At 70.6% G+C, this 18374-nt stretch carries 19 protein-coding genes, 3 tRNA genes and 1 pseudogene; 16 read left to right on the forward strand and 7 right to left on the reverse strand.

All coding sequences use genetic code 11. The annotated features are described in order from the left end of the window. The first annotated feature begins 8 nt into the window (after positions 1 to 8). The 3 genes from J2S43_RS18345 to J2S43_RS18355 all read left to right on the forward strand — a co-directional run bounded on the left by J2S43_RS18345 (position 9) and on the right by J2S43_RS18355 (position 1874). Positions 9 to 596 (forward strand): class I SAM-dependent methyltransferase, encoded by a 588-nt coding sequence (locus J2S43_RS18345; RefSeq protein ID WP_306830796.1) that lies wholly within the window; start codon positions 9 to 11, stop codon positions 594 to 596. Continuing rightward, the gene (locus J2S43_RS18350; RefSeq protein ID WP_306830798.1) at positions 593 to 892 is read left to right on the forward strand and encodes a DUF1905 domain-containing protein; all 300 of its coding nucleotides are present in this window, start codon (positions 593 to 595) and stop codon (positions 890 to 892) included. Before J2S43_RS18345 ends, J2S43_RS18350 begins: the two co-directional genes overlap by 4 nt. A 220-nt stretch (positions 893 to 1112) precedes the next feature. Further along, positions 1113 to 1874 (forward strand): SDR family oxidoreductase, encoded by a 762-nt coding sequence (locus J2S43_RS18355; RefSeq protein WP_306830799.1) that lies wholly within the window; start codon positions 1113 to 1115, stop codon positions 1872 to 1874. A gap of 9 nt (positions 1875 to 1883) precedes the next feature. On the opposite strand, the gene J2S43_RS18360 is transcribed toward J2S43_RS18355, so the two are convergent. Further along, complete coding sequence (locus J2S43_RS18360; protein ID WP_306839330.1) at positions 1884 to 2423, reverse strand: ester cyclase; 540 nt, start codon at positions 2421 to 2423, stop codon at positions 1884 to 1886. Positions 2424 to 2573: 150 nt separating this feature from the next. On the opposite strand from J2S43_RS18360, the gene J2S43_RS18365 reads away from it, so the two are divergent. Together J2S43_RS18365 and J2S43_RS18370 are read left to right on the forward strand one after the other, a co-directional pair. Then, positions 2574 to 3275 carry a cellulose binding domain-containing protein gene (locus tag J2S43_RS18365; RefSeq protein ID WP_306830801.1) on the forward strand — a complete coding sequence of 234 codons (702 nt, stop codon included), beginning with the start codon at positions 2574 to 2576 and terminating at the stop codon, positions 3273 to 3275. A 9-nt stretch (positions 3276 to 3284) separates the two neighbouring features. Next, positions 3285 to 3830 (forward strand): hypothetical protein, encoded by a 546-nt coding sequence (locus J2S43_RS18370; RefSeq protein WP_306830803.1) that lies wholly within the window; start codon positions 3285 to 3287, stop codon positions 3828 to 3830. Positions 3831 to 3902: 72 nt separating this feature from the next. On the opposite strand, the gene J2S43_RS18375 is transcribed toward J2S43_RS18370, so the two are convergent. Together J2S43_RS18375 and J2S43_RS18380 are read right to left on the reverse strand one after the other, a co-directional pair. Further along, a tRNA-Glu gene (locus tag J2S43_RS18375) sits at positions 3903 to 3976 on the reverse strand. Between the two features lie 14 nt (positions 3977 to 3990). Further along, positions 3991 to 4062 (reverse strand) — tRNA-Ala (locus J2S43_RS18380). Positions 4063 to 4943: 881 nt separating this feature from the next. Here J2S43_RS18380 and J2S43_RS18385 point away from each other — a divergent pair. From J2S43_RS18385 to J2S43_RS18405, 5 genes are all read left to right on the forward strand, one after another. Beyond that, on the forward strand, positions 4944 to 5987 hold the full coding sequence (locus J2S43_RS18385) for a LacI family DNA-binding transcriptional regulator (protein ID WP_306830805.1): 1044 nt from the start codon (positions 4944 to 4946) through the stop codon (positions 5985 to 5987). Next, on the forward strand, positions 5984 to 8014 hold the full coding sequence (locus J2S43_RS18390; protein ID WP_306830807.1) for a beta-galactosidase: 2031 nt from the start codon (positions 5984 to 5986) through the stop codon (positions 8012 to 8014). Before J2S43_RS18385 ends, J2S43_RS18390 begins: the two co-directional genes overlap by 4 nt. Positions 8015 to 8050: 36 nt before the next feature. Next, positions 8051 to 9367, forward strand: coding sequence for an ABC transporter substrate-binding protein (locus tag J2S43_RS18395; protein WP_306830809.1), 1317 nt, complete (start codon positions 8051 to 8053; stop codon positions 9365 to 9367). Positions 9368 to 9428: 61 nt separating this feature from the next. Then, the gene (locus tag J2S43_RS18400; RefSeq protein WP_306830810.1) at positions 9429 to 10334 is read left to right on the forward strand and encodes a carbohydrate ABC transporter permease; all 906 of its coding nucleotides are present in this window, start codon (positions 9429 to 9431) and stop codon (positions 10332 to 10334) included. Between the two features lie 53 nt (positions 10335 to 10387). Then, positions 10388 to 11215 (forward strand): carbohydrate ABC transporter permease, encoded by an 828-nt coding sequence (locus tag J2S43_RS18405; RefSeq protein ID WP_306830811.1) that lies wholly within the window; start codon positions 10388 to 10390, stop codon positions 11213 to 11215. 40 nt (positions 11216 to 11255) lie between these two features. Here the strand turns inward: J2S43_RS18405 and J2S43_RS18410 are convergent, their stop codons facing one another. Further along, complete coding sequence (locus J2S43_RS18410) at positions 11256 to 11636, reverse strand: EVE domain-containing protein (protein ID WP_306830812.1); 381 nt, start codon at positions 11634 to 11636, stop codon at positions 11256 to 11258. A 127-nt stretch (positions 11637 to 11763) separates the two neighbouring features. Here J2S43_RS18410 and J2S43_RS18415 point away from each other — a divergent pair. Further along, positions 11764 to 11836: transfer RNA gene (locus J2S43_RS18415), tRNA-Gly, on the forward strand. A 66-nt stretch (positions 11837 to 11902) separates the two neighbouring features. On the opposite strand, the gene J2S43_RS18420 is transcribed toward J2S43_RS18415, so the two are convergent. Further along, positions 11903 to 12652 (reverse strand): ArsR/SmtB family transcription factor, encoded by a 750-nt coding sequence (locus J2S43_RS18420; RefSeq protein WP_306830813.1) that lies wholly within the window; start codon positions 12650 to 12652, stop codon positions 11903 to 11905. Positions 12653 to 12958: 306 nt separating this feature from the next. Here J2S43_RS18420 and J2S43_RS18425 point away from each other — a divergent pair, with 306 nt between their 5' ends. Together J2S43_RS18425 and J2S43_RS18430 are read left to right on the forward strand one after the other, a co-directional pair. After that, the gene (locus J2S43_RS18425) at positions 12959 to 13456 is read left to right on the forward strand and encodes a universal stress protein (protein ID WP_306830814.1); all 498 of its coding nucleotides are present in this window, start codon (positions 12959 to 12961) and stop codon (positions 13454 to 13456) included. Between the two features lie 55 nt (positions 13457 to 13511). Then, positions 13512 to 13784 (forward strand): annotated as a pseudogene (locus J2S43_RS18430) (FAD-dependent oxidoreductase); the annotation flags it as partial. A gap of 139 nt (positions 13785 to 13923) precedes the next feature. On the opposite strand, the gene zwf reads toward J2S43_RS18430, so the two are convergent. Beyond that, positions 13924 to 15264: a glucose-6-phosphate dehydrogenase gene (zwf, locus tag J2S43_RS18435; RefSeq protein WP_306830815.1), complete on the reverse strand. Its 1341-nt coding sequence runs from the start codon at positions 15262 to 15264 to the stop codon at positions 13924 to 13926. 115 nt (positions 15265 to 15379) lie between these two features. On the opposite strand from zwf, the gene J2S43_RS18440 reads away from it, so the two are divergent. The 3 genes from J2S43_RS18440 (at position 15380) to J2S43_RS18450 (ending at position 17528) form a co-directional block, all read left to right on the forward strand. Beyond that, the gene (locus J2S43_RS18440; protein WP_306830816.1) at positions 15380 to 15664 is read left to right on the forward strand and encodes a Smr/MutS family protein; all 285 of its coding nucleotides are present in this window, start codon (positions 15380 to 15382) and stop codon (positions 15662 to 15664) included. 47 nt (positions 15665 to 15711) lie between these two features. Further along, positions 15712 to 16020 carry a hypothetical protein gene (locus tag J2S43_RS18445; RefSeq protein ID WP_306830818.1) on the forward strand — a complete coding sequence of 103 codons (309 nt, stop codon included), beginning with the start codon at positions 15712 to 15714 and terminating at the stop codon, positions 16018 to 16020. A 155-nt stretch (positions 16021 to 16175) separates the two neighbouring features. Further along, positions 16176 to 17528: an acyltransferase family protein gene (locus tag J2S43_RS18450; RefSeq protein ID WP_306830820.1), complete on the forward strand. Its 1353-nt coding sequence runs from the start codon at positions 16176 to 16178 to the stop codon at positions 17526 to 17528. Positions 17529 to 17693: 165 nt separating this feature from the next. Here the strand turns inward: J2S43_RS18450 and J2S43_RS18455 are convergent, their stop codons facing one another. Then, positions 17694 to 18374, reverse strand: coding sequence for a response regulator (locus J2S43_RS18455; protein WP_306830822.1), 681 nt, complete (start codon positions 18372 to 18374; stop codon positions 17694 to 17696).

Consider the following 18374-nt stretch of genomic DNA (forward strand, 5'->3'; position numbering starts at 1 on the left):
GGGTGGCCATGACCGACGAGAACCTCTGGCTGCGGCAGGTCGCGGAGAATCCGGGGCATTCGCGGTGGTATATCCAGCGGTTCCGGGACATGGCGGCGCGCGGGGCCGACCTCGGCGGCGAGGCGCGGATGATCGACGCGATGGTGCCGCGGGGCGCGCGGATCCTGGACGCCGGCTGCGGAACCGGGCGGGTCGGCGGGCTGCTGGCCGCGGCCGGGCACACCGTGACCGGCGTCGACCTGGACCCGGAGCTGATCGAGGACGCGCGCACCACGTACCCCGGATCGCAGTGGCTCGTCGGCGACCTGGCGGAGCTGAGCCTGCCGGACCGGTTCGACGTGATCGTGTGCGCCGGGAACGTGCTGACCTTCGTGGCGCCGTCGACGCGCACCGAGATCCTGCGCCGCTTCGCCGGCCACCTCGCGGACGGCGGTCGCGTGGTGACCGGCTTCGGCGCCGGCCGCGGCTACGACTTCGACGCCTACCTCACGGACGTCAAGGAAGCCGGCCTGGACGCATCGCTGCTGCTCGGCACGTGGGATCTGCGCCCGTTCGGCCCGGACGCCGACTTCCTGGTCGCGGTGCTCTCCCGATGATCGTCGAGTTCGAGGCGCCGCTGTGGGAGTGGGACGCCCGCCAGGAGAGCTGGACGTTCGTCAGCCTGCCCGAGGACGCCTCCGAGGACATCCGGCACCTGACCGACGGGCTGCGCCGCGGTTTCGGCGCGGTCAAGGTCCGCGCCGTCATCGGCCGCAGCGAATGGTCCACCTCGATCTTCCCGGACAGCAAGCGCGGCGCCTACGTCCTCCCGGTCAAGCGCGCGGTCCGCGAGAAGAACGGCCTCGCCACCGGCGACGTCACCGCGGTCACCGTGGAGATCCTCACGCCCTGACCCGGACCCGGGCGAGCAGCGGTGCCAGCAGCACGACGACCGGCGGGAGAGCCAGGGCCGTCAGGCACGGTACGGCAGGAAGACTTTTTGCACTGCGTGAATAGAGACCGGCGACCGGCCGCGATGCCCGGCCGGGCAGGATTCCGGTCAGGCCGGCACGATCTCGGGTGGGTGCAGCGCGCCCTCCCTGGTGCGCGGGCCGATTCATAGATTCGACGGCATGAGCGAAACATTGAACGGCCGGATCGCAGTCGTCACCGGAGCCAGCGCGGGGATCGGTGCGGCCCTCGCCCGGAGCCTCGCGGACGCCAAGGCTGATGTGGCCCTGATCGGCCGGCGCGCCGACCGGCTGGAGGATCTGGCGGCCGAGTTGCGGGAGAAGAACGCGGTGCGCGCGCTGGCGATCCCGGCGGACGTGTCCGACCCGGCCGCGCTGACGTCCGCGGCCGGCACGATCCGCGCGGAGCTGGGCCGCCCCGACCTGGTGGTGGCGAACGCCGGGGTCATGCTGGGTGCGCCGTTCGAGGAGGCGGACACCCGCGAGTGGGACCGCATGATCGACGTGAACCTGCGCGGGCTGATCACGACGGGGCGTGTGTTCGTCGACGACCTGCTCGCGGCGGCCGGTGACGGGCGGCGCGCGGACCTGGTGCACGTCGGCTCGATCGCGGCCGACGTGATCTTCGCCGACTACCCGGTGTACGGCGCGACGAAGGCCGCGGTCGCCCAGCTGACCCGGAACCTGCGCGCGGCGCTCGGCCCGCGCGGCGTCCGGGTGCGGACCGTCGCACCGGCGTTCGCAGTGACCGAGCTGGGCGCCGACATGGCGCACGAGGCCACCCGGACCGGGCTGGACGACCTGCGCGCCGGGCTGGAGACGATCACGGCCGAGGACGTGGCGGACGCGATCGCCTACTCGGTGGCGGTGCCGGCCCGCGTCAACCTGGCCGACCTCACGGTCGTACCCACCCGGCTGGGCTGAGCGTGCACCTCAGGAAAGGTCCGGCGGCGTCGTGGTGGTCAGGCGGGGGTCGGGGGTGGCGCCCATCCTCGCCAGGCCGCGCAGGGCCCGGATCAGCCAGAGCCAGTTGCGCGGGTTGCGCATGTTCAGGCTCGCGAGAAGCTGGCTGAACATGGTGAGCCGGTCGAAGTAGACGCGTTCGCAGATCAGGTTCTCGGCCTCGTCGAAGAGGAAGTAGCCGGTCATCCGGACGCGGAAGCGGCCACCGGTCGCCGGGATGCCGTTGAGCGGACCCAGGTGGGTGCCGAGCAGCCAGAACTCGACGATGACGGCGTCGGCGCTGTGACGTACCGCGATGATCTCGTGATCCTGGTCCGGGAACGCGACGCGCGTGTCGTCGTAGTAGCGGCGCACGGCGGCGTCGCCGTCGTGGACGGTCATCATCGCGATCAGCTCGTAGTGCGGGTGCGGAAACGTGGCGAGGACGTCGTCCCACTCCTGCCGGACCTCGTCGTGGAAATGGTCGAGCACGACCTTCTCGCGGGCGTGCAGGGTGGCAGGGTCGGGCATGTCGAAACGGCCCACGGGAACTCCTCAGCGTCAGGGTGACGATGGCACCCTAACGGTGGCTGTCCGATGTGTCTCGTTGGCCGTGATCACCATCGCTCGTCGCTTCCGGCGGGTAGTCTGTGCCACCTGTTCCTACCGGGGAGGCGAGCGATGCCGGCCGCGACCACGCTCCGTAACCTCGCGCCGTGGCTGCCCACGGGCGTGGCGGTCGCGTTCCTGCTGGGATCGCTGGTCACGGTCGCGGGTTATGCGGTGCGCGGCGACGCCCCCGTGCCGCCGCCGGCCCGGGCCGCACCCGGGCTGCCACCGTTCGTCCCGGAGACACCGGAGACACCCGAGACCCCCGAGCCGACCGCCCCATCGGGTACGCCGGAGGCAGAGCCGGACGACGGATCCGAGGCGGCGATCGGGGTCGCCGAGCCGAAGTGGACCGCGCCGGGCCGACGGGTGCCGGAGGCACAGCGGAGCACGCCGGAGCACGACCGCGCGACCGGCTCCACGCCACCGCCACCACGGCCGAAGGCGGGACCGGGCGGGACGTATCGGGTGGTCGACTCCTTCCCCGGCGGTTTCATCGGCGAGGTGCTGGTCGCGAACCCGGGGCGCACGGACGCGGACTGGACGGTCACGCTGACCGTGCCGGCGTCGGTGACCGGGCTGGTCACATCGTGGGTCGAGGGCGCACCGCAGGCCACGCTGGAGGTGGACGGCCGGACGTACACGTGGCGGTCCGGTGTGCCGGTGAGCGCGGGCGGCAGCGTACCGCTGAGGTTTCATGTCAATCGTGACGGCGGCGCCGAGGTGCCGGACCGGTGCGCGGTGAACGGCAACCCCTGTTCGGGGCTGGGCTAGGAGGCGATGATGCGGCACGAGGGTCTGCTCGGTGCGACGTTCGCGGACGGCGGCGTCGGCTCGGCGTACGCGGAGGGGAAGGTGCTGGTCGTCCGGCTCGGCGACCGGGAGCTTGAACCGGACGAGTACCACGCGCGGCCGGACGCGGACATCACCGGCTGGGCGCACGTCTGCTCGTGCGGCTGGCGCGGCACCCACTGGCGGCGCGCGGTCACGCCCCGAGACCAGGACCTGGCGGCCCGCCGCGTCTGGTCCGCGCACCCGTCGCCGCCGATGGACACGATCGACCTGATCAGCGGCCACGAGTACGCGGATCACATCGCCCCGATCCGGGAGGGCCTGCTGGCCTCGCTGCTCCGGCTCGCCGGCGACCACGTACTGACCGCGGTCGGCCTGGCCCGCGAGCTGGGCGCGTCCTGGTCCGACATCGGCGCGGCCACCGGCCTGACGCCCGAGGACGCGCACGCCCGCTGGCAGCACGCCCCGATCCAGCTCTTCACCCCGCGCCACGGCGCCCAGCTCGCCGCGCTCACCCGCCTCTGCACACCGGCCTGACGCCGCAGATGGTGGCCGCGCTGCGTAAGTATCGGATCTCCGGCGAGGAAAAGCCGTAAAACGAGTTCTCTGTCGCCCGTCCCGGGGTCGAACCGAGTCTTCTGGGTTGAGAGCCCAGTGGTCTACCTACCTCAGCCTCACGGGCGAATCATGTACTACGTGGACCAGGGCGGACTTGAACCGCCGACCTCCGGAATGCCATACCGGTGCGCTACCACTGCGCCACAGGCCCGAGAAGAAGAAACGCCGCCGACCCCCGGATGCAGGGGACAGGCGGCGCAGAACAGGCACAGCCTATTCACGCCACCGGAAGGAGGCCTCAGCCGAATATTCGCTCATTGTCGCCGATCTCCTCTCCGCGTAGCGGTGCGCGCCTTGCCGAACAGAACAGTAGGCGCCGGTCCGGGAGTGCGGCAACGCAATTACTGGCCTTTCCGCATCAGGGAGAACTATTCAGCGCGTTGCGCGCCGACGGTGCTGGCCTGCGGCAACGCGGCGTGAGGTCGCCGCGCTGAATAAGCCTCAGGGTCGTCGCCCATCGGCCCGCTCGCGCGGTGGCTTGCCTGCTCGCTCGGCCCGGGGGCGCGCGACCTTTCCGCCACGTGACCGCGCCCGCCGAGCCCTGCCCGCCCGAAATTTCGCATCATGTCGCCTGAACAAGGTGCCGGCTCGGCGGGAGATCGGCCGGAAGGATCATTGAGTGACACCTCAGGTAGATCAACGAGCGAAGTTGATCGCCCCCACGTACCCCTCAATGATCCTTTGAGGAATGTGGAAGCGCCGGGGACAGAGCGCTGCCGGAAATGTCCGAAAACGAGACGCATTGAGGCGCCGGGCGGCGCGCCGTTCGTGATGATCTGCTCAGGCGACCGACTCGGCCGCCAGCCCAGGGAACCCGCGCCCGGTGACCGGCGCCGCCGCGCTCGACGCTCGCGCCGCGGCCGATCCGCGGCACGGACCGCAGCGAGGCCGAGGATGACCACGCAGCGTCACCATCTGATCACCGTTCTGCCTGCAGAATTGTTCGCGTAACGCCATTGACATGTTCAGAGTCACAGGCCTAGCTTTTGCGAAACGTTTCGACGGCCAACGGACGACGAGGATCGGTGGCGCATGGGATCGCTACGGGACGTAGCCAAGCGGGCTAATGTCGCGGTCTCGACCGCGTCTGCCGCGCTGAACGGCACGCGTCCGGTCGCGGCCGAGACGAAGCGCCGGGTCAAGGCCGCGGCCGCGGAGCTGGGTTACCGGCCGAACGTGCTGGCCCGTGGCCTGGTCTCGAAGCGGACCCGGATCCTGGCGCTGCACTACCCGGCGCCGGCGAGCGGGTTCGGCCTGACCGAGATGCAGTTCGCGACCGGTGCGGCCGCGGCCGCCAGCGAGCTGGGCTACCACCTGCTGCTCTCTCCGGAGAACGCGGATCCGCTGGAGGAGCTGCGTTACCTGACCGGCACCGGGCTGCTCGACGGCGTGCTGCTGATGGAGGTCCGGCTGGACGACGAGCGGGTCGCGCTGCTGACCGGCGAGAACGTGCCGTTCGCGCTGATCGGCCGCACCCGGCACCCGGACGAGCTGTGGTTCGCGGACATCGACTTCGCCCGGCTCGGCACGGACGTGGTGGAGCACCTGACCGGGCTCGGCCACCGCGCGATGGCGTTCATCAACCACACCCGCGACGCCTACACCGGGGAGTACGGGCCGGTCGTGCGGATCGGCGAGGAGATCGCGGCCGCCGCGAAGGAGGCCGGGATGAGCTATGCCGACGGCTTCGACGCGGACACCGCGGAGCAGGGCCGGGCCGCGTTCGACGAGCTGATGCGCACGCACCCGGAGACCACGGCCGTGGCGGTCTTCTCCGACCAGGCGGTCGTCGGTGTGCTGGCGGCGGTAGAAGGCCAGAAGAAACGCGTACCCGATGATCTGACGGTGTTGATGGTTCTGACGTCCGCGCAGGTCGCGGCCATGTTCCGGCCCAGGCTGACCACGTTGGAGCCACCGAGCCTGGAGCTCGGCCGGCGCGGCGCCCAGATGTTGATAGAGCAGCTCGCGGACGACACCGCGGGCCCGCCGCCCGGCGGAGAACTGGTGCCGTGCCGCCTGGTGGTCGGCGACAGCTCCGCCGCACCGCGGACCGACCCCAAGGAGGTAGGAGCGTGAGCGCGGACCGACCCGGCCTGCACACCGTGACGCAGGGCCGTGGCCTGCTCTTCGGCGGCGACTACAACCCGGAGCAGTGGCCGGAGCACGTGTGGGCGGAGGACGCGGCGCTGATGCGGGCGGCCGGCGTCAACCTGGTCACCGTGGGCGTGTTCAGCTGGGGGCGGCTGGAGCCGTCGCCGGGCGAGCGCGATTTCGCCTGGCTGGACCGGGTGCTGGACCTGATGCACGGCGCGGGCGTGGCGGTCGATCTGGCCACGCCGACCGCGTCGCCGCCGCCGTGGATGGGTCACCGCTGGCCGGAGACGCTGCCGGTGGACGAGTCCGGTGCCACGCTCTACTACGGCGCCCGCAACCAGTGGTGCCCGTCGTCGCCGGTCTACCGGGAGAGGGCCCTCGACATCACCACGGCGCTGGCCGAGCGCTACGCCGACCACCCGGCCGTGGTCATGTGGCACGTCGGCAACGAGTACGGCCAGGTCTGCTACTGCGACCTGACCGCCGCGAACTTCCGGCGCTGGCTGACCGAGAAGTACGGCGATCTCACCGCCCTCAACGAGGCGTGGGGCACCACGTTCTGGTCGCAGCACTACTCGGACTGGGCCGAGATCATCCCGCCGCGCAGCGCGCCCTACATCATCAACCCGTCGCAGAAGCTGGACTGGGCCCGGTTCTGCTCGGACGCGCTGCTGGCCCAGTTCACGGCCGAGCGCGACGTGCTTCGCGCGCACTCTCCGGGCACGCCGATCACCACGAACTACATGGGCTTCTTCAAGCCGGTCGACTACTGGTCCTGGGCACCGGAGCAGGACGTCATCTCCAACGACTGGTACCCGGACCTGGCCGATCCCCGCTTCCCGGTCCGCGCCGCGCTCACCCACGACCTGATGCGCTCGCTGGCCGGTGGCCGGCCGTGGATGCTGATGGAGCAGTCCACCGGCGCGGTCAACTGGCGTCCGCACAACCTGCCGAAGCCGGCCGGTCAGCTGCGCCTGGAGTCGCTGCAGGCGGTGGCGCGCGGCTCGGACGGCTCCTGCTACTTCCAGTGGCGTCAGTCCGCGTTCGGCGCGGAGCGCTTCCACTCCTCGATGGTGCCGCTGGCCGGCCCGGACACGGCCGCCCACGCCGAGGTGCGCGAGCATGGTCAGGAACTTCAAAGGCTCAAGGACGTCGCGGGTACGGTCGTGAGCGCGCAGGTCGCGCTGCTGCACGACTGGCACAGCTGGTGGGCGGCGGAGGAGCGGGCCCGGCCCAGCGACCGGCTGTCCGTGATCGAGCAGCTGACCGATTACTATCACCCGCTCTGGCAGCGGGGGGTGACCGCGGACCTCGCACGGCCGTCGTCGGAGCTCACCCCGTACCCCCTGGTCATCGCTCCTGATCTGTTCCTGCTCAGCGAGGCGGACGCCGCGGCACTGACGGAATACGTGCGGAGTGGCGGCGTGCTCGTCGTCGGGCCGTTCTCCGGCATCGCGGACCCGCGCGGCCACCTCTACACCGGGCGTTTCCCGGCGCCGCTGCGCGAGGTGCTCGGGGTCTCCGGTGAGGCGTGGCGCCCGATCGATCAGCCCGTGCACTGCTCGTGGCGTGATGAAACCGGTTTCACGGAGTCGGGTTTCACCGCACGAGACTGGACTGAGACGCTGCGCACCGACGGTGCCGACGTGATCGCCACGTTCCCCGACGGCGGACCGGCCGTGACCCGGCATCGGTTCGGCGCCGGCGTCGCCTGGTACGTCGGCACGATCCCGGACGCGGCCGGCCTCGCGGAGCTCACGGACCGGTTCCTCACGGACGCCGGCGTGACCGGACTGAATCCTCCCGAGGGGGTCGAGGCGGTCCGCCGCGGCGACCTGCTCTTTCTGCTCAACCACGGGGACGGCACCGTCTCCGTGCCCTTCGAAGGGGAAGCGGTGGACGTGCTCACCGGCGCCCCGCTGCACAACGGGGCGACGCTCGCCCCTCGTGGTGTCGCGATCCTGCGGCAGCACGCCGGTACGGGCACCACCGAACCGGCCACCCGATGAACAACCCTGGTAAAACCTGCGAAAGCGGAGAACATCATGCGTAGAAGGTCCCTGCTGGCCGCCTCCTCGGCCGCGATGCTGCTGGCCGCGTGCGGCAACGGCGACGACGAGGGTGGCGAGAACGGCGCCGCCCCGGCGATCGAGGGCGACGAGAACGCCCCGGCCAACCTGGTCTTCTGGGCCTGGGCGGAGAACATCCAGCAGGTCGTCGACCTCTGGAACACGAAGAACCCGACCCAGAAGGTGCAGCTCAGCGGCCAGGCCGCGAGCGACGAGCTGGTGTCGAAGTTCCTCACCGCGGTCAAGGCCGGCAACGCGCCGGACGTGGTGCAGGCCGAGTACCAGGCACTGCCCACGCTGATCACGAACAACGCGCTCGCGGACCTGACCAGCGCGATCGACGACAGGACGCGGAGCGCGTTCCCGGAGGGCACCTGGAACCTGACGTCGTTCGGCGGTGCCACCTACGGCATCCCGCAGGACGTCGGCCCGATGATGCTGTTCTACCGCGAGGACATCTTCACGGAGATGGGCTTCTCGGTGCCGAAGACCTGGGAGGAGTTCGGCGTCCTGGCCAAGGCGGTGCGGCAGAAGGACCCGAAGAAGTACCTGACCACGTTCTCCCCCGGCGACGCGGGCTGGCTGTCCGGCTTCGCGCAGCAGGCCGGCGCGAAGTGGTGGAGCAACACCGACGACGCGTGGACCGTCGCGGTCAACGACGAGGCCACCAAGAGGATGCTGTCCTTCTGGGGCGGGCTGGTGAACTCCGGCGACCTGCTCGGCGACCCGATGTACACGCCGCAGTGGAACAGCCAGATGAGCGACGGCACGATCATCGCGTGGCCGAGCGCGGTCTGGGGCGCGGGCGTGCTCACCGGCGTCACCCCCGGGCTGAAGGGCAAGTGGAAGGCCGCGCCGATGCCGCAGTGGTCGGCGTCCGAGCAGTTCACCGGCTTCTGGGGCGGTTCGTCGACCGCGGTCAGCACGTCGTCGTCGCAGAAGGCCCAGGCCGCGAAGTTCGCCAAGTGGCTGAACTCGGACCCGGAGGCGCTGGCCGCGCTCGCCAAGATCGGCCTGTACCCGGCCGCGTCCGCCGGTCAGACCGCCGAGGTGCTGGGCAACCCGCCGGAGATCATGTCGGCGCAGCCGGACTACTACACGACGGCGGCCGCGATCGCGAAGACCGCGCGCGGCTTCGACAGCTGGGGCCCGAACACGAACGTCACGTACGGCGCGTTCGAGGACCTGCTGCCGACCGCGGTCAAGAACAAGACCGACTTCACGGCGGTCGCGGACCAGGTGCAGAACACCTCGCTCGAGGACCTCAAGAAGCAGGGCTACCAGGTCGCTTGATCTTCTCGGCCCGCCGGTCACGTGAGACCGGCGGGCCGACCCCGCCGGAACGGAAACTCACATGACCACTGCCACCAGGCGCCGCAAGCCCGCGGCCCCCTATCTGATGGCCGCGCCGGCCGTCCTGCTGTTCATAGCGTTCTTCCTCATCCCCATCGGGTACGCGATCTGGCTGAGCCTGCACGCGATGCGCGTGCGCGGCCGGGGCTTCGGCGTGCGTACGGAGGTGTTCGTCGGGCTGGAGAACTACATCTCCGCGATCGGCGACTCGGCCATGTACGAGGCGCTGGTCCGCATGCTGGCGTACGGCGTGATCATGGTGCCGGTGACGATGGGCCTGGCCCTGTCGTTCGCGCTCATGCTGGACGTGCCCAAGGTCGGTCTGAAGAGCTTCTCCCGGCTCGCGATCTTCCTGCCGTACGCGGTGCCCGGCGTGATCGCGTCCGTGCTGTGGGGCTTCACCTATCTACCAGCGGTCTCCCCGGTCACCCGGATCTTCACCGAGGCCGGGCTGCCCGCGCCGGACTTCTTCGGCGACGTCTCGATCTACTTCTCGATCGCGAACATCGCGATCTGGGGCTCGGTCGGCTTCAACATGGTCGTGCTCTACACCGCGCTGCGCGCGATGCCGGCCGAGGTCTACGAGGCCGCGAAGATCGACGGCGCGTCCGAGTGGCAGATCGCCTGGAAGATCAAGATCCCGCTGCTCGCCCCGGCTCTGATCATGACGTCGGTGTTCTCGCTGATCGGCATGCTCCAGGTCTTCAGCGAGCCGAACACGGTCAAGTCCATGACCAACTCGATCACGCCGGACTGGGTGCCGCTGATGCGGATCTACCAGCAGGGCTTCATCGAGAACGACATCTACCTGAGCGCGGCCACGTCGGTGCTGCTCGCACTGGTCACCGTGCTGCTGTCCCTGGCCGCGCTGGCCGTGTTCCGGTTCCGTGCCAGGAGGTCGTCGTGACCAGTGCCGTTTCTCGGGTCCCTCGGGCTTCTCGCGCTCCTCGGGCTTCTCGGGTGAAGCTCGTTCCGACGGTCCTGCTGCTGCTCGGCGCCCTCTACTCGATCGCGCCGGTCATCTGGCTCGTGTTCGCGTCCACCAAGGGCCCGGGCGAGCTGTTCACCACGTTCTCCGGCTTCCCCAGCTTCAACGGCGGCTTCATGGAGAACGTGCGCACGCTCAACGAGTTCGGCGACGGCCGCTTCTGGAAGTGGACGCTCAACAGCCTCATCTACGCCGGCGGCGGCGCGTTCCTGACCGTGGTCATCTCCGCGGCCTGCGGTTACGCGATGGCGAAGTACAAGTTCCACGGTCAGAGGCTGATCCTGGGCGCGCTGCTGGCCGGTGTGCTCGTCCCCGGCATCACGCTGTCCATCCCGCAGTACCTGCTGCTCTCCTCGGCCGGGCTGGTCGGCACGTACTGGTCGGTCATCCTGCCCAGCGTGATCAGCCCGTACAGCATCTACCTCTGCCAGGTCTACGCGTCCGCGTCCATCCCGGACGAGATGCTGGAGGCCGGCCGGGTGGACGGCGCCGGCGAGTTCCGCATGCTGTGGTCGATCGGCCTGCCGGTCATGATGCCCGGCCTGGTCACCGTGTTCCTGCTGCAGTTCATCGGCATCTGGAACAACTTCCTGCTCCCCTACATCATGCTGGCCAACGACGACCGCTTCCCGCTCACCGTCGGCCTCTACTCCCTGCTCAACCGCGGCGCCTCCCAGCCCGCGCTCTACACGCTGGTCATCACCGGCGCACTGCTGTCGATCATCCCGATCTTCGCGCTGTTCCTCTTCCTCCAGCGCTACTGGAAGCTCGACCTCATCGCCGGCGGCGTCAAGGGCTGAAAACCCTTCGCCGGTACGGTGGGAGCCGCCCGCACCTCGATCAGGTGCGGGCGGTCTCGTGCGCCAGGAGCGCCCGCCACTCACCGTCGGTGATCGGGAACGGATTGGCGGCACCGGGCATGCGAAGGATCGCGCTGCCGGCGAAACCCGGGTCGGCCAGCAGCTCCGCGCGACTGACCGGATCATCGAAGAAGTGCCGCGCGAACTCGACCGGGGCGTGCCAGGATCCGTCCGCCCACCGGTAGGGCGGGCCGGTCACCCGGCCGATCGCGACGAGACCGACGCCGCCGGTCAGCCACAGCCCGATGTCGTCACCGGCCGCGACCCGATCGCGATAGCGCTTCACACACCACTCGCGAACCTCCCGATCCTCCCGCTCCCGCCACGCGGCCGCATTCGCCTGCACCAGCCAGTGCGCCATGATCACCCTCCCGTTCCGCCACCCACGGTAGCCACCCGGGCCGGGAAACCTGAGCCCGGTGTCCCGTCGATGGACGGGATGCTCTAGAGTTCTCCGTGTCGCCGGAACAGCAGCCCCGGGCAGACACGCGGACGTAGCGCAGCTGGTAGCGCATCACCTTGCCAAGGTGAGGGTCGCGGGTTCGAATCCCGTCGTCCGCTCTCTTCCTCTTCGGATTCCCCCGGGTTCGGTCACTCCGGCCGCTCGATCACAATGCGCCCCGGTACTCAGCCGGTGGCCATCTCCCACGGCGCCTGCGGCAGCACGGAGCCGGTCTCCAGCAGGGACTTCAGGTTCGCGAACACGGCCGGCCAGCCTTGCGCGATCGCCTCCCGGTCCTCGTGGGACGGGAGGTGGGTGTGCGTCACGGTGAGGCGCACGATCTCCTGCCACGGCTCGACGTCGAACGTGACCGTGGCCGCGCCGTCCTCCGGACGCTCCCCCGGCATCCCGAACGTGATCACCAGCCTGCGTGGCGGATCGGTCTCCACGACCACGCCGCCGCCGTCCGCGATGCCGGACCCGTCCGTGCGCAGATGCTCCCATGTGGACCCGGCTCGCCAGTCGGACCGGTTGCTGTGCCCCCAGTACGCCGCGGTGAGATCGGCATCGGTGAGCGCCGCCCAGACACGTTCCGCGGTGCTCCGGATGTAGGTGACGTACACGTAGTCGGGAACCATCGCACGCTCCTTGATCGCTTCCAGCACCGCCAGCCGCGGCTCGTCGAACGCCGCGATCCACCGCCGCCGGATCTCGTTGATCGGCACAGGATTCAGGTAGTGCAGCTTCTCCCGGCCCCGGCGGACCGTGCTGATCAGGTTTGCCTCCTCAAGCACCGCGAGGTGCTGGGTGGCCGACTGCCGCGCCATGTCCAGCCCGGCGCACAGCTCGCCGAGCGTCTGCCCGTCGCGGGCGCGCAGGCTGTCCAGGAGGCCGCGGCGGGTGGGGTCGGCGAGCGCCTTGAACACCCGATCCATGCCGCATTATGCAGGCAAAAACCTGCATGATGTCAAGCCGCCGCCGGGTGACGTGTGGTGATCACGCTCGGGAATGGGAGGAAACGGACAGGGAAAGAAGGCCCGGAACGCTGGGTCGAAGGGCCTGTCACAGATCGATGGAATTCGGGCCTTACCAGAGAGGGGTTTGCTGGCTTACGGTCTGCATGACGACGGAGCGGGAACGGGCGGGCACCCCGTGTCGCTCGATCGTTGTGTCTTGTGATGCGGCACGTCCGCCGGCGCATCGGCGTGGAGGGTGGTCGGGCGGACGGGACGGAGGGCAGAGTGTTGGCCGACTCGGTGGGTCCGCGTGTCATCGTCGGCGTCTCGCCGTCGCTGACCGGCCTGCGGGCGCTGCGCCTGGCGGTGGCGGAGGCGCGGCGGCGTGGCGTGCCGCTGCGTGCGGTGCGCGCCTGGGATCTCGACGGTACGGACGCGGTGTACGTGCGTGGGCGGGACGCGGCCCGGCAGCTGATCCGGGAGTGTTTCGCGGACGCGCTCGGCGGGATGCCGCCGGACGTGCAGATCAATTCCGTGACCGTGCTCGACCGGCCCGGTGCGGCGCTGGTCGACTACGCGCGTGAGGACGACGTGCTGTTCGTCGGCCGCACGCCGCAACGCTGGTGGCGGCGGGTGTTCCGGCGGTCGGTGGCCGGATACTGCGTGTCGCACGCGGTCTGCCCGGTGCAGGTGGTGCCGCCGGACGCGTTCGCGCGCCAGTGGCAGCGCCGCAACGTGGCCGACGCGATCAGCCGCGAACTGTCCGAGCTGACGAGCGGATAGGAACCGCGGACAGAGCGGTGAGCGGAATCGGGCGCGCCCGGGTACGAACACGGGCATGTCCGAACCTGAATCGATCGTCATAGCCGGCGCCGGGCTCGCCGGTGCCAAGGCCGCCGAGACCCTTCGCACGGAGGGCTTCGGCGGCCGGATCACGCTGCTCGGCTCGGAGCTGCTCCGGCCGTACGAGCGTCCGCCGCTCTCCAAGGGCCTGCTGCTCGGCACGACCGGCCCGGACGAGCCGTTCGTGCACGCCGACGGCTGGTACGCCGAGAACAACGTCGACCTGCGCCTCGGCGCGGTCGTCACCGGCATCGACCGGGCCGCCCGCGTGGTGCGCACCGCCGCCGGCATGAACCTGAACGTCTGGGACGTGCAGGACCAGATCCAGGGACCTGATCCGCGCGGGCCTGGCCGGCCGGAAGATCGACCTGGCCAGGCTGTCCGACGAGTCGGTCCCGCTTACGGAGCTAACGCCCTAGCGGATGCCAGCCGCCGGCCGGCCGGGTGCCGGCCGTCTCCGGTCCCCAGCCGCCCCGCTCGTACGGGCGGGGCAGCACGGATCCGTCCAGCACCGGCGCCACGATCCGCCACTCCTCGCGGATGGTCTCCTCGGACGCGAACCGGTCCGGCCGCCCGTCGAGCGCGTCGTCGATCAGCCGCTCGTACGCCTCCTGCCGCCGCCCGAACACGGTCCCGAAGTCGACGTCGAGCGGGACCGGGTGGGCCGCGACCGTACCCCCGGGCTCCTTGACGTTGAGCGTCAGGCCGAGACCGTCGCCGCGGCCGAGGCGCAGCCGCAGCAGGTTGGGCGCGAAGCCGGGCGGCGCGGACGACGCGGGCCGCAGCGTCACCACCACCTCGGTCGTGGTCGCGCCGAGGTGCTTACCGGCCCGCAGGTGAAACGGCACGCCCGCCCAGCGCCGGGTGTCGATGCGCAGCGTGGACGCCACGAACGTCTCGGTCGTCGACCCGGGCGCGACGCCCGATTCGTCCGCATAGCCCGCGTACTGGCCGAAGACCGTCGAGGCCGGCGTCAACGGCCGCATCCGGCGCAGCACGTGCAGCTCCTCGGACTTGCCGCCCGGCTCCATCGCGAGCAGCGCCGCGACCTGCAGCACGTGGTTCTGCAGCACGTCCCGGACCGCGCCGCTGCGGTCGTAGAACCCGGCCCTCCCCTGCGTGCCGAACTCCTCCGCGAGCGTGATCTGCACGTTGTCGATGTGCTCGCGGCTCCAGATCGGCTCCAGCAGCCGGTTGCCGAACCGCACCGCCGTGATCCCCTCGACCGCCTCCTTGCCGAGGTAGTGGTCGATCCGGAAGATCCGCGCCGGGTCGAAGGCACCACGCAGCGTGACCGCGAGCGCGGACGCGGACGCGAGGTCGTGCCCGAACGGCTTCTCCACGATCACCCGCCCGCGCGCGGCCAGCCCGGACGCCGTCAGCCCGCCGACCACGTCCGTGAACACCGCGGGCGGGATCGCGAGGTAGAACAGCGGCCGGCCCGCGCCGGTGAGCAGCGCGGCGAGCCGCTGATAGGTGTCGGCCGAGTCATAGGAGCCGGAGACCATCGCCAGCCGGGCCGCGAGCGCGTCGAACGCGGCCTCGTCCACCACGTCGACCGCCTCCGTGACCGCCTTGCGCACGGCCGTGACGAGCTGTTCGTGATCCCACGCCGACCGGGCGACGCCGATGACGGGCACGTCCAGGCGTCCGCGGCGGGTCAGCTCGTAGAGGGCGGGGATCAGCTTCTTGGCGGCGAGATCGCCGGTCACACCGAAGAGAACGACGGCGTCCGCGCGTCCATCCATTGCCGGGTCACCCCATAAGGTCTGTCAGAAAATGCTCTACAGACCGGCCAACCCCACCATGATCGTACGGATTTCCGGGCCTGGGTGAGACGTGGGCGACAGCTAGAATCATGGCGTGAAGCTGAAGCTGGATCTGCACGACATCTTCAACAGGGGTCAAGAGATCGACCGCGCGCTGCGGAACATCATCGACGAGGCGATTCAGAAGAAGGCCGCGACCGTCGAGATCATCCCGGGCAAGGGCAGCGGCGCGCTGAAGAAGAAGGTCCTGCGCTTCCTCGACCAGCGCGACATCAAGCAGCTCTACCACCGCGTGGAGAAGGACGGCGACAACTGGGGCCGCCTGTTCGTGCACTTCCGCCACGAGGCTCCGGCCGGCCGCCGCGGGCGCGGGCGCTGAGGCTCCTCCTCCGCGCCGAGGCCGCGATCCTGCTCTACGGCGGTGCGGTGCACGTCTGGCAGCTCACCACGTGGCCGCCCTACCCGTGGGCGCCCGGGTGGCTCGCCGCGTACTTCGTCTCCCTCACGCTGCTGGACCCGCTCGCCGGCGTCCTGCTGCTGCTCCGCCGCCGCTCCGGGCTGGTTCTCGGCGCCGTGATCCTGACGACCGACGCGGCGGCCAACGGCTACGCGGTCTACGTCCTGGGTGTCTCCTCCCCCGCCGCCATCGTGGCCCAAGCCGTCATCTCCGGCTTCGCGGTCGTCGCATCGGGCACGCTCCCGCGCGCATGGGCATACTGCGGAGACAAAAGCTGATATTCCCGCTTCCGGCGGAGGCTCAGCGTTCACTCCGTTCCAGGGGCGGGGGTCGGGGCCGCAGCCGGGCTCCCTGCAAGATCCGCTTCGCAAGAGCAGAAAACCACAGCAGGTTTACGTGTAAGCGGAGCGCCGGGTGGCAATCATGGGCCGTTATGCGCCGTATCCCCGCACTCGACGCCCTCCGACTTCTGGCCGCACTGGCCGTGGCGCTCTACCACTACACGACGTTCTGGTCCCCGGACGGTGTGCACAACCCGGCGCACTTCGTGCCGTCCCTCTCCCGGGTGACCGTCTACGGCTTCCTCGGCGTCGAGATGTTCTTCATGATCAGTGGCTTCGTGATCGGGATGAGCAGCTGGGGCAAGCGGATCGGCGACTACGCGGTGTCCCGGGTCTCCCGGCTCTACCCCGCCTACTGGGCGTGCGTCGCGATCACGCTCGCGTTCACCACGCTGTTCCCGATCAGCGGCGGCTGGATACCGGTCTACGACGACTTCACCTGGGTCGACGTCGGCATCAACCTCACCATGTTGCAGCACCCGCTCGGCCACCCGTCGGTCGACAACGTCTACTGGACGCTCTGGGTCGAGCTGCGCTTCTACCTGCTCTGGGCGCTGGTGGTCGGCCGTGGTGTCACGTACCGCCGGGCCGTGCTCTTCTGTGTGGTCTGGATGACCGCGGCGGTGCTGGCCGTGCAGATCGACCACCCGGCCCTCACCATGCTGACGATGCCGGACTACGCCGGTTACTTCTGCGCCGGCATCCTGCTCTACCTGGTCCGCCGCTTCGGCGGCTCGCCGCTGCTCTGGGCGATGCTCGCGTTCACCTGGCTGATCAACCTGCACAGCCTGCACGAGCGCGTCCAGCTGAACCCGGGCTGGACCGTGCCGCTCTGGCCGGCCGCCCTGATCGTCACCGCGATCTACCTGACCCTGGCCGCGATCGCGCTCGGCCGCGCCGACCGCCTCGACTGGCGCTGGCTGACCGTGGCGGGCGCGCTCACCTACCCCTACTACCTGCTGCACCAGCGCCTCGGCTACATCCTGATCCGCCACGGCATGGTCGACGCCGGCCTCCCCCTGGAGCTGCTGGTCCCGGCCACCATGGCGATCATGCTGATCCCGGCCTGGCTGGTCCACCGCTTCATCGAACGCCGCTTCGGCCCCCTGCTCCGCGACGCCCTGCACCGCGGCCTCACCGACCTCCGCCGCGACGATCCGGCCGGCAGCGCCGGGCCCGACCCGGCTTCCGGGGCCGGCAGGTCTTCCGGGGCCAGCAGGTCTTCCGGGGCCGGCGGGTCTTCCGGGGCCGGCACCGCGCCGGTCACGGATGGTGCCGCCATCACCGTGCCGCACCAGGTCACCATCCGCCGCGAGCCGGGGCAGGCGCCGGTCACGGTGCTCACGACGACCGTCGCCCGATCCTCGTCCGGTCCGGGCCGCGGCGCCGGAGGAACCCTGATCGGGCCGTACCCGCGTGGTGTCCTGCGAAACGACAGCCGTTGACCGCGGCCGGGCCCGTTCGGTCACGCCGGGCGATACACGGACCACACTGAGCCGCAGCCCCGCGACCCCGTCACGCCGGCCGGTACACGGACCACCGAACTCCGACCCCGCGACCCGTCACGCCGGCCGGCATACGGACCACCGAGCTCCGGCCCGGCGACCCCGTCACGCCGGCCGGTATTCGACTTCGGGCCTGCCCGGGCCGCCGTAGCGCGGGGAGCGCACGACGCGGCCCGTACCCGCGAGGTGTTCGAGGTAGCGGCGGGCCGTGACGCGCGAGACGCCGGTGCGGGCGGCGACCTCGGCGGCGGACAGGCCGCCCGGGGCGGGAGCGCGCAGCGCGGTCAGGACCAGGTCGAGCGTGGCCGCGTCCAGGCCCTTGGGCAGCGAGTCCGCGGTGGCGCCGCGGAGCGTGGCGAAGACGCGGTCGATCTCGTGCTGGGCCGCGACCTGGCCGTCGCCGTGCAGCTGCCGGTGGTAGTCGGCGTAGCGCTCCAGCTTGTCCCGGAAGCCCGCGAACGTGAACGGTTTCAGCAGGTAGTGCGCCACGCCGAGGGCCGCAGCCGAGCGCACCATCGCGAGGTCCCGGGCCGACGTCACGGCCAGCACGTCCGTGGGGCTGCCGGCCGCGCGCAGCGCGCGGGCGATCTCCAGGCCGGGCAGGTCGGGCAGGTGCAGGTCGAGCAGCACCAGGTCTGTGCCACCGGCGCGGAGCGCGGCCAGCGCGGCCCGGCCGGTGTGCGCCACGCCGGTCACCTCGAAACCCTCGACCCGCCGGGTGTACGCCGCGTGCGCCTCCGCGATCAGCGGCTCGTCGTCGACGACCAGCACCCGGATCGCGCTCAT

It is taken from the genome of Catenuloplanes nepalensis, assembly GCF_030811575.1.
GTDB lineage: Bacteria > Actinomycetota > Actinomycetes > Mycobacteriales > Micromonosporaceae > Catenuloplanes > Catenuloplanes nepalensis.

Coding starts and splice junctions, on each gene's coding strand:
- J2S43_RS18345 (WP_306830796.1), top strand. CDS start 9: ATGACCGACGAGAACCTCTGGCTGCGGCAGGTCGCGGAGAATCCGGGG.
- J2S43_RS18350 (WP_306830798.1), top strand. CDS start 593: ATGATCGTCGAGTTCGAGGCGCCGCTGTGGGAGTGGGACGCCCGCCAG.
- J2S43_RS18355 (WP_306830799.1), top strand. CDS start 1,113: ATGAGCGAAACATTGAACGGCCGGATCGCAGTCGTCACCGGAGCCAGC.
- J2S43_RS18360 (WP_306839330.1), bottom strand. CDS start 2,423: ATGCCCGACCCTGCCACCCTGCACGCCCGCGAGAAGGTCGTGCTCGAC.
- J2S43_RS18365 (WP_306830801.1), top strand. CDS start 2,574: ATGCCGGCCGCGACCACGCTCCGTAACCTCGCGCCGTGGCTGCCCACG.
- J2S43_RS18370 (WP_306830803.1), top strand. CDS start 3,285: ATGCGGCACGAGGGTCTGCTCGGTGCGACGTTCGCGGACGGCGGCGTC.
- J2S43_RS18385 (WP_306830805.1), top strand. CDS start 4,944: ATGGGATCGCTACGGGACGTAGCCAAGCGGGCTAATGTCGCGGTCTCG.
- J2S43_RS18395 (WP_306830809.1), top strand. CDS start 8,051: ATGCGTAGAAGGTCCCTGCTGGCCGCCTCCTCGGCCGCGATGCTGCTG.
- J2S43_RS18400 (WP_306830810.1), top strand. CDS start 9,429: ATGACCACTGCCACCAGGCGCCGCAAGCCCGCGGCCCCCTATCTGATG.
- J2S43_RS18410 (WP_306830812.1), bottom strand. CDS start 11,636: ATGGCGCACTGGCTGGTGCAGGCGAATGCGGCCGCGTGGCGGGAGCGG.
- J2S43_RS18420 (WP_306830813.1), bottom strand. CDS start 12,652: ATGGATCGGGTGTTCAAGGCGCTCGCCGACCCCACCCGCCGCGGCCTC.
- zwf (WP_306830815.1), bottom strand. CDS start 15,264: ATGGATGGACGCGCGGACGCCGTCGTTCTCTTCGGTGTGACCGGCGAT.
- J2S43_RS18450 (WP_306830820.1), top strand. CDS start 16,176: ATGCGCCGTATCCCCGCACTCGACGCCCTCCGACTTCTGGCCGCACTG.
- J2S43_RS18455 (WP_306830822.1), bottom strand. CDS start 18,374: ATGAGCGCGATCCGGGTGCTGGTCGTCGACGACGAGCCGCTGATCGCG.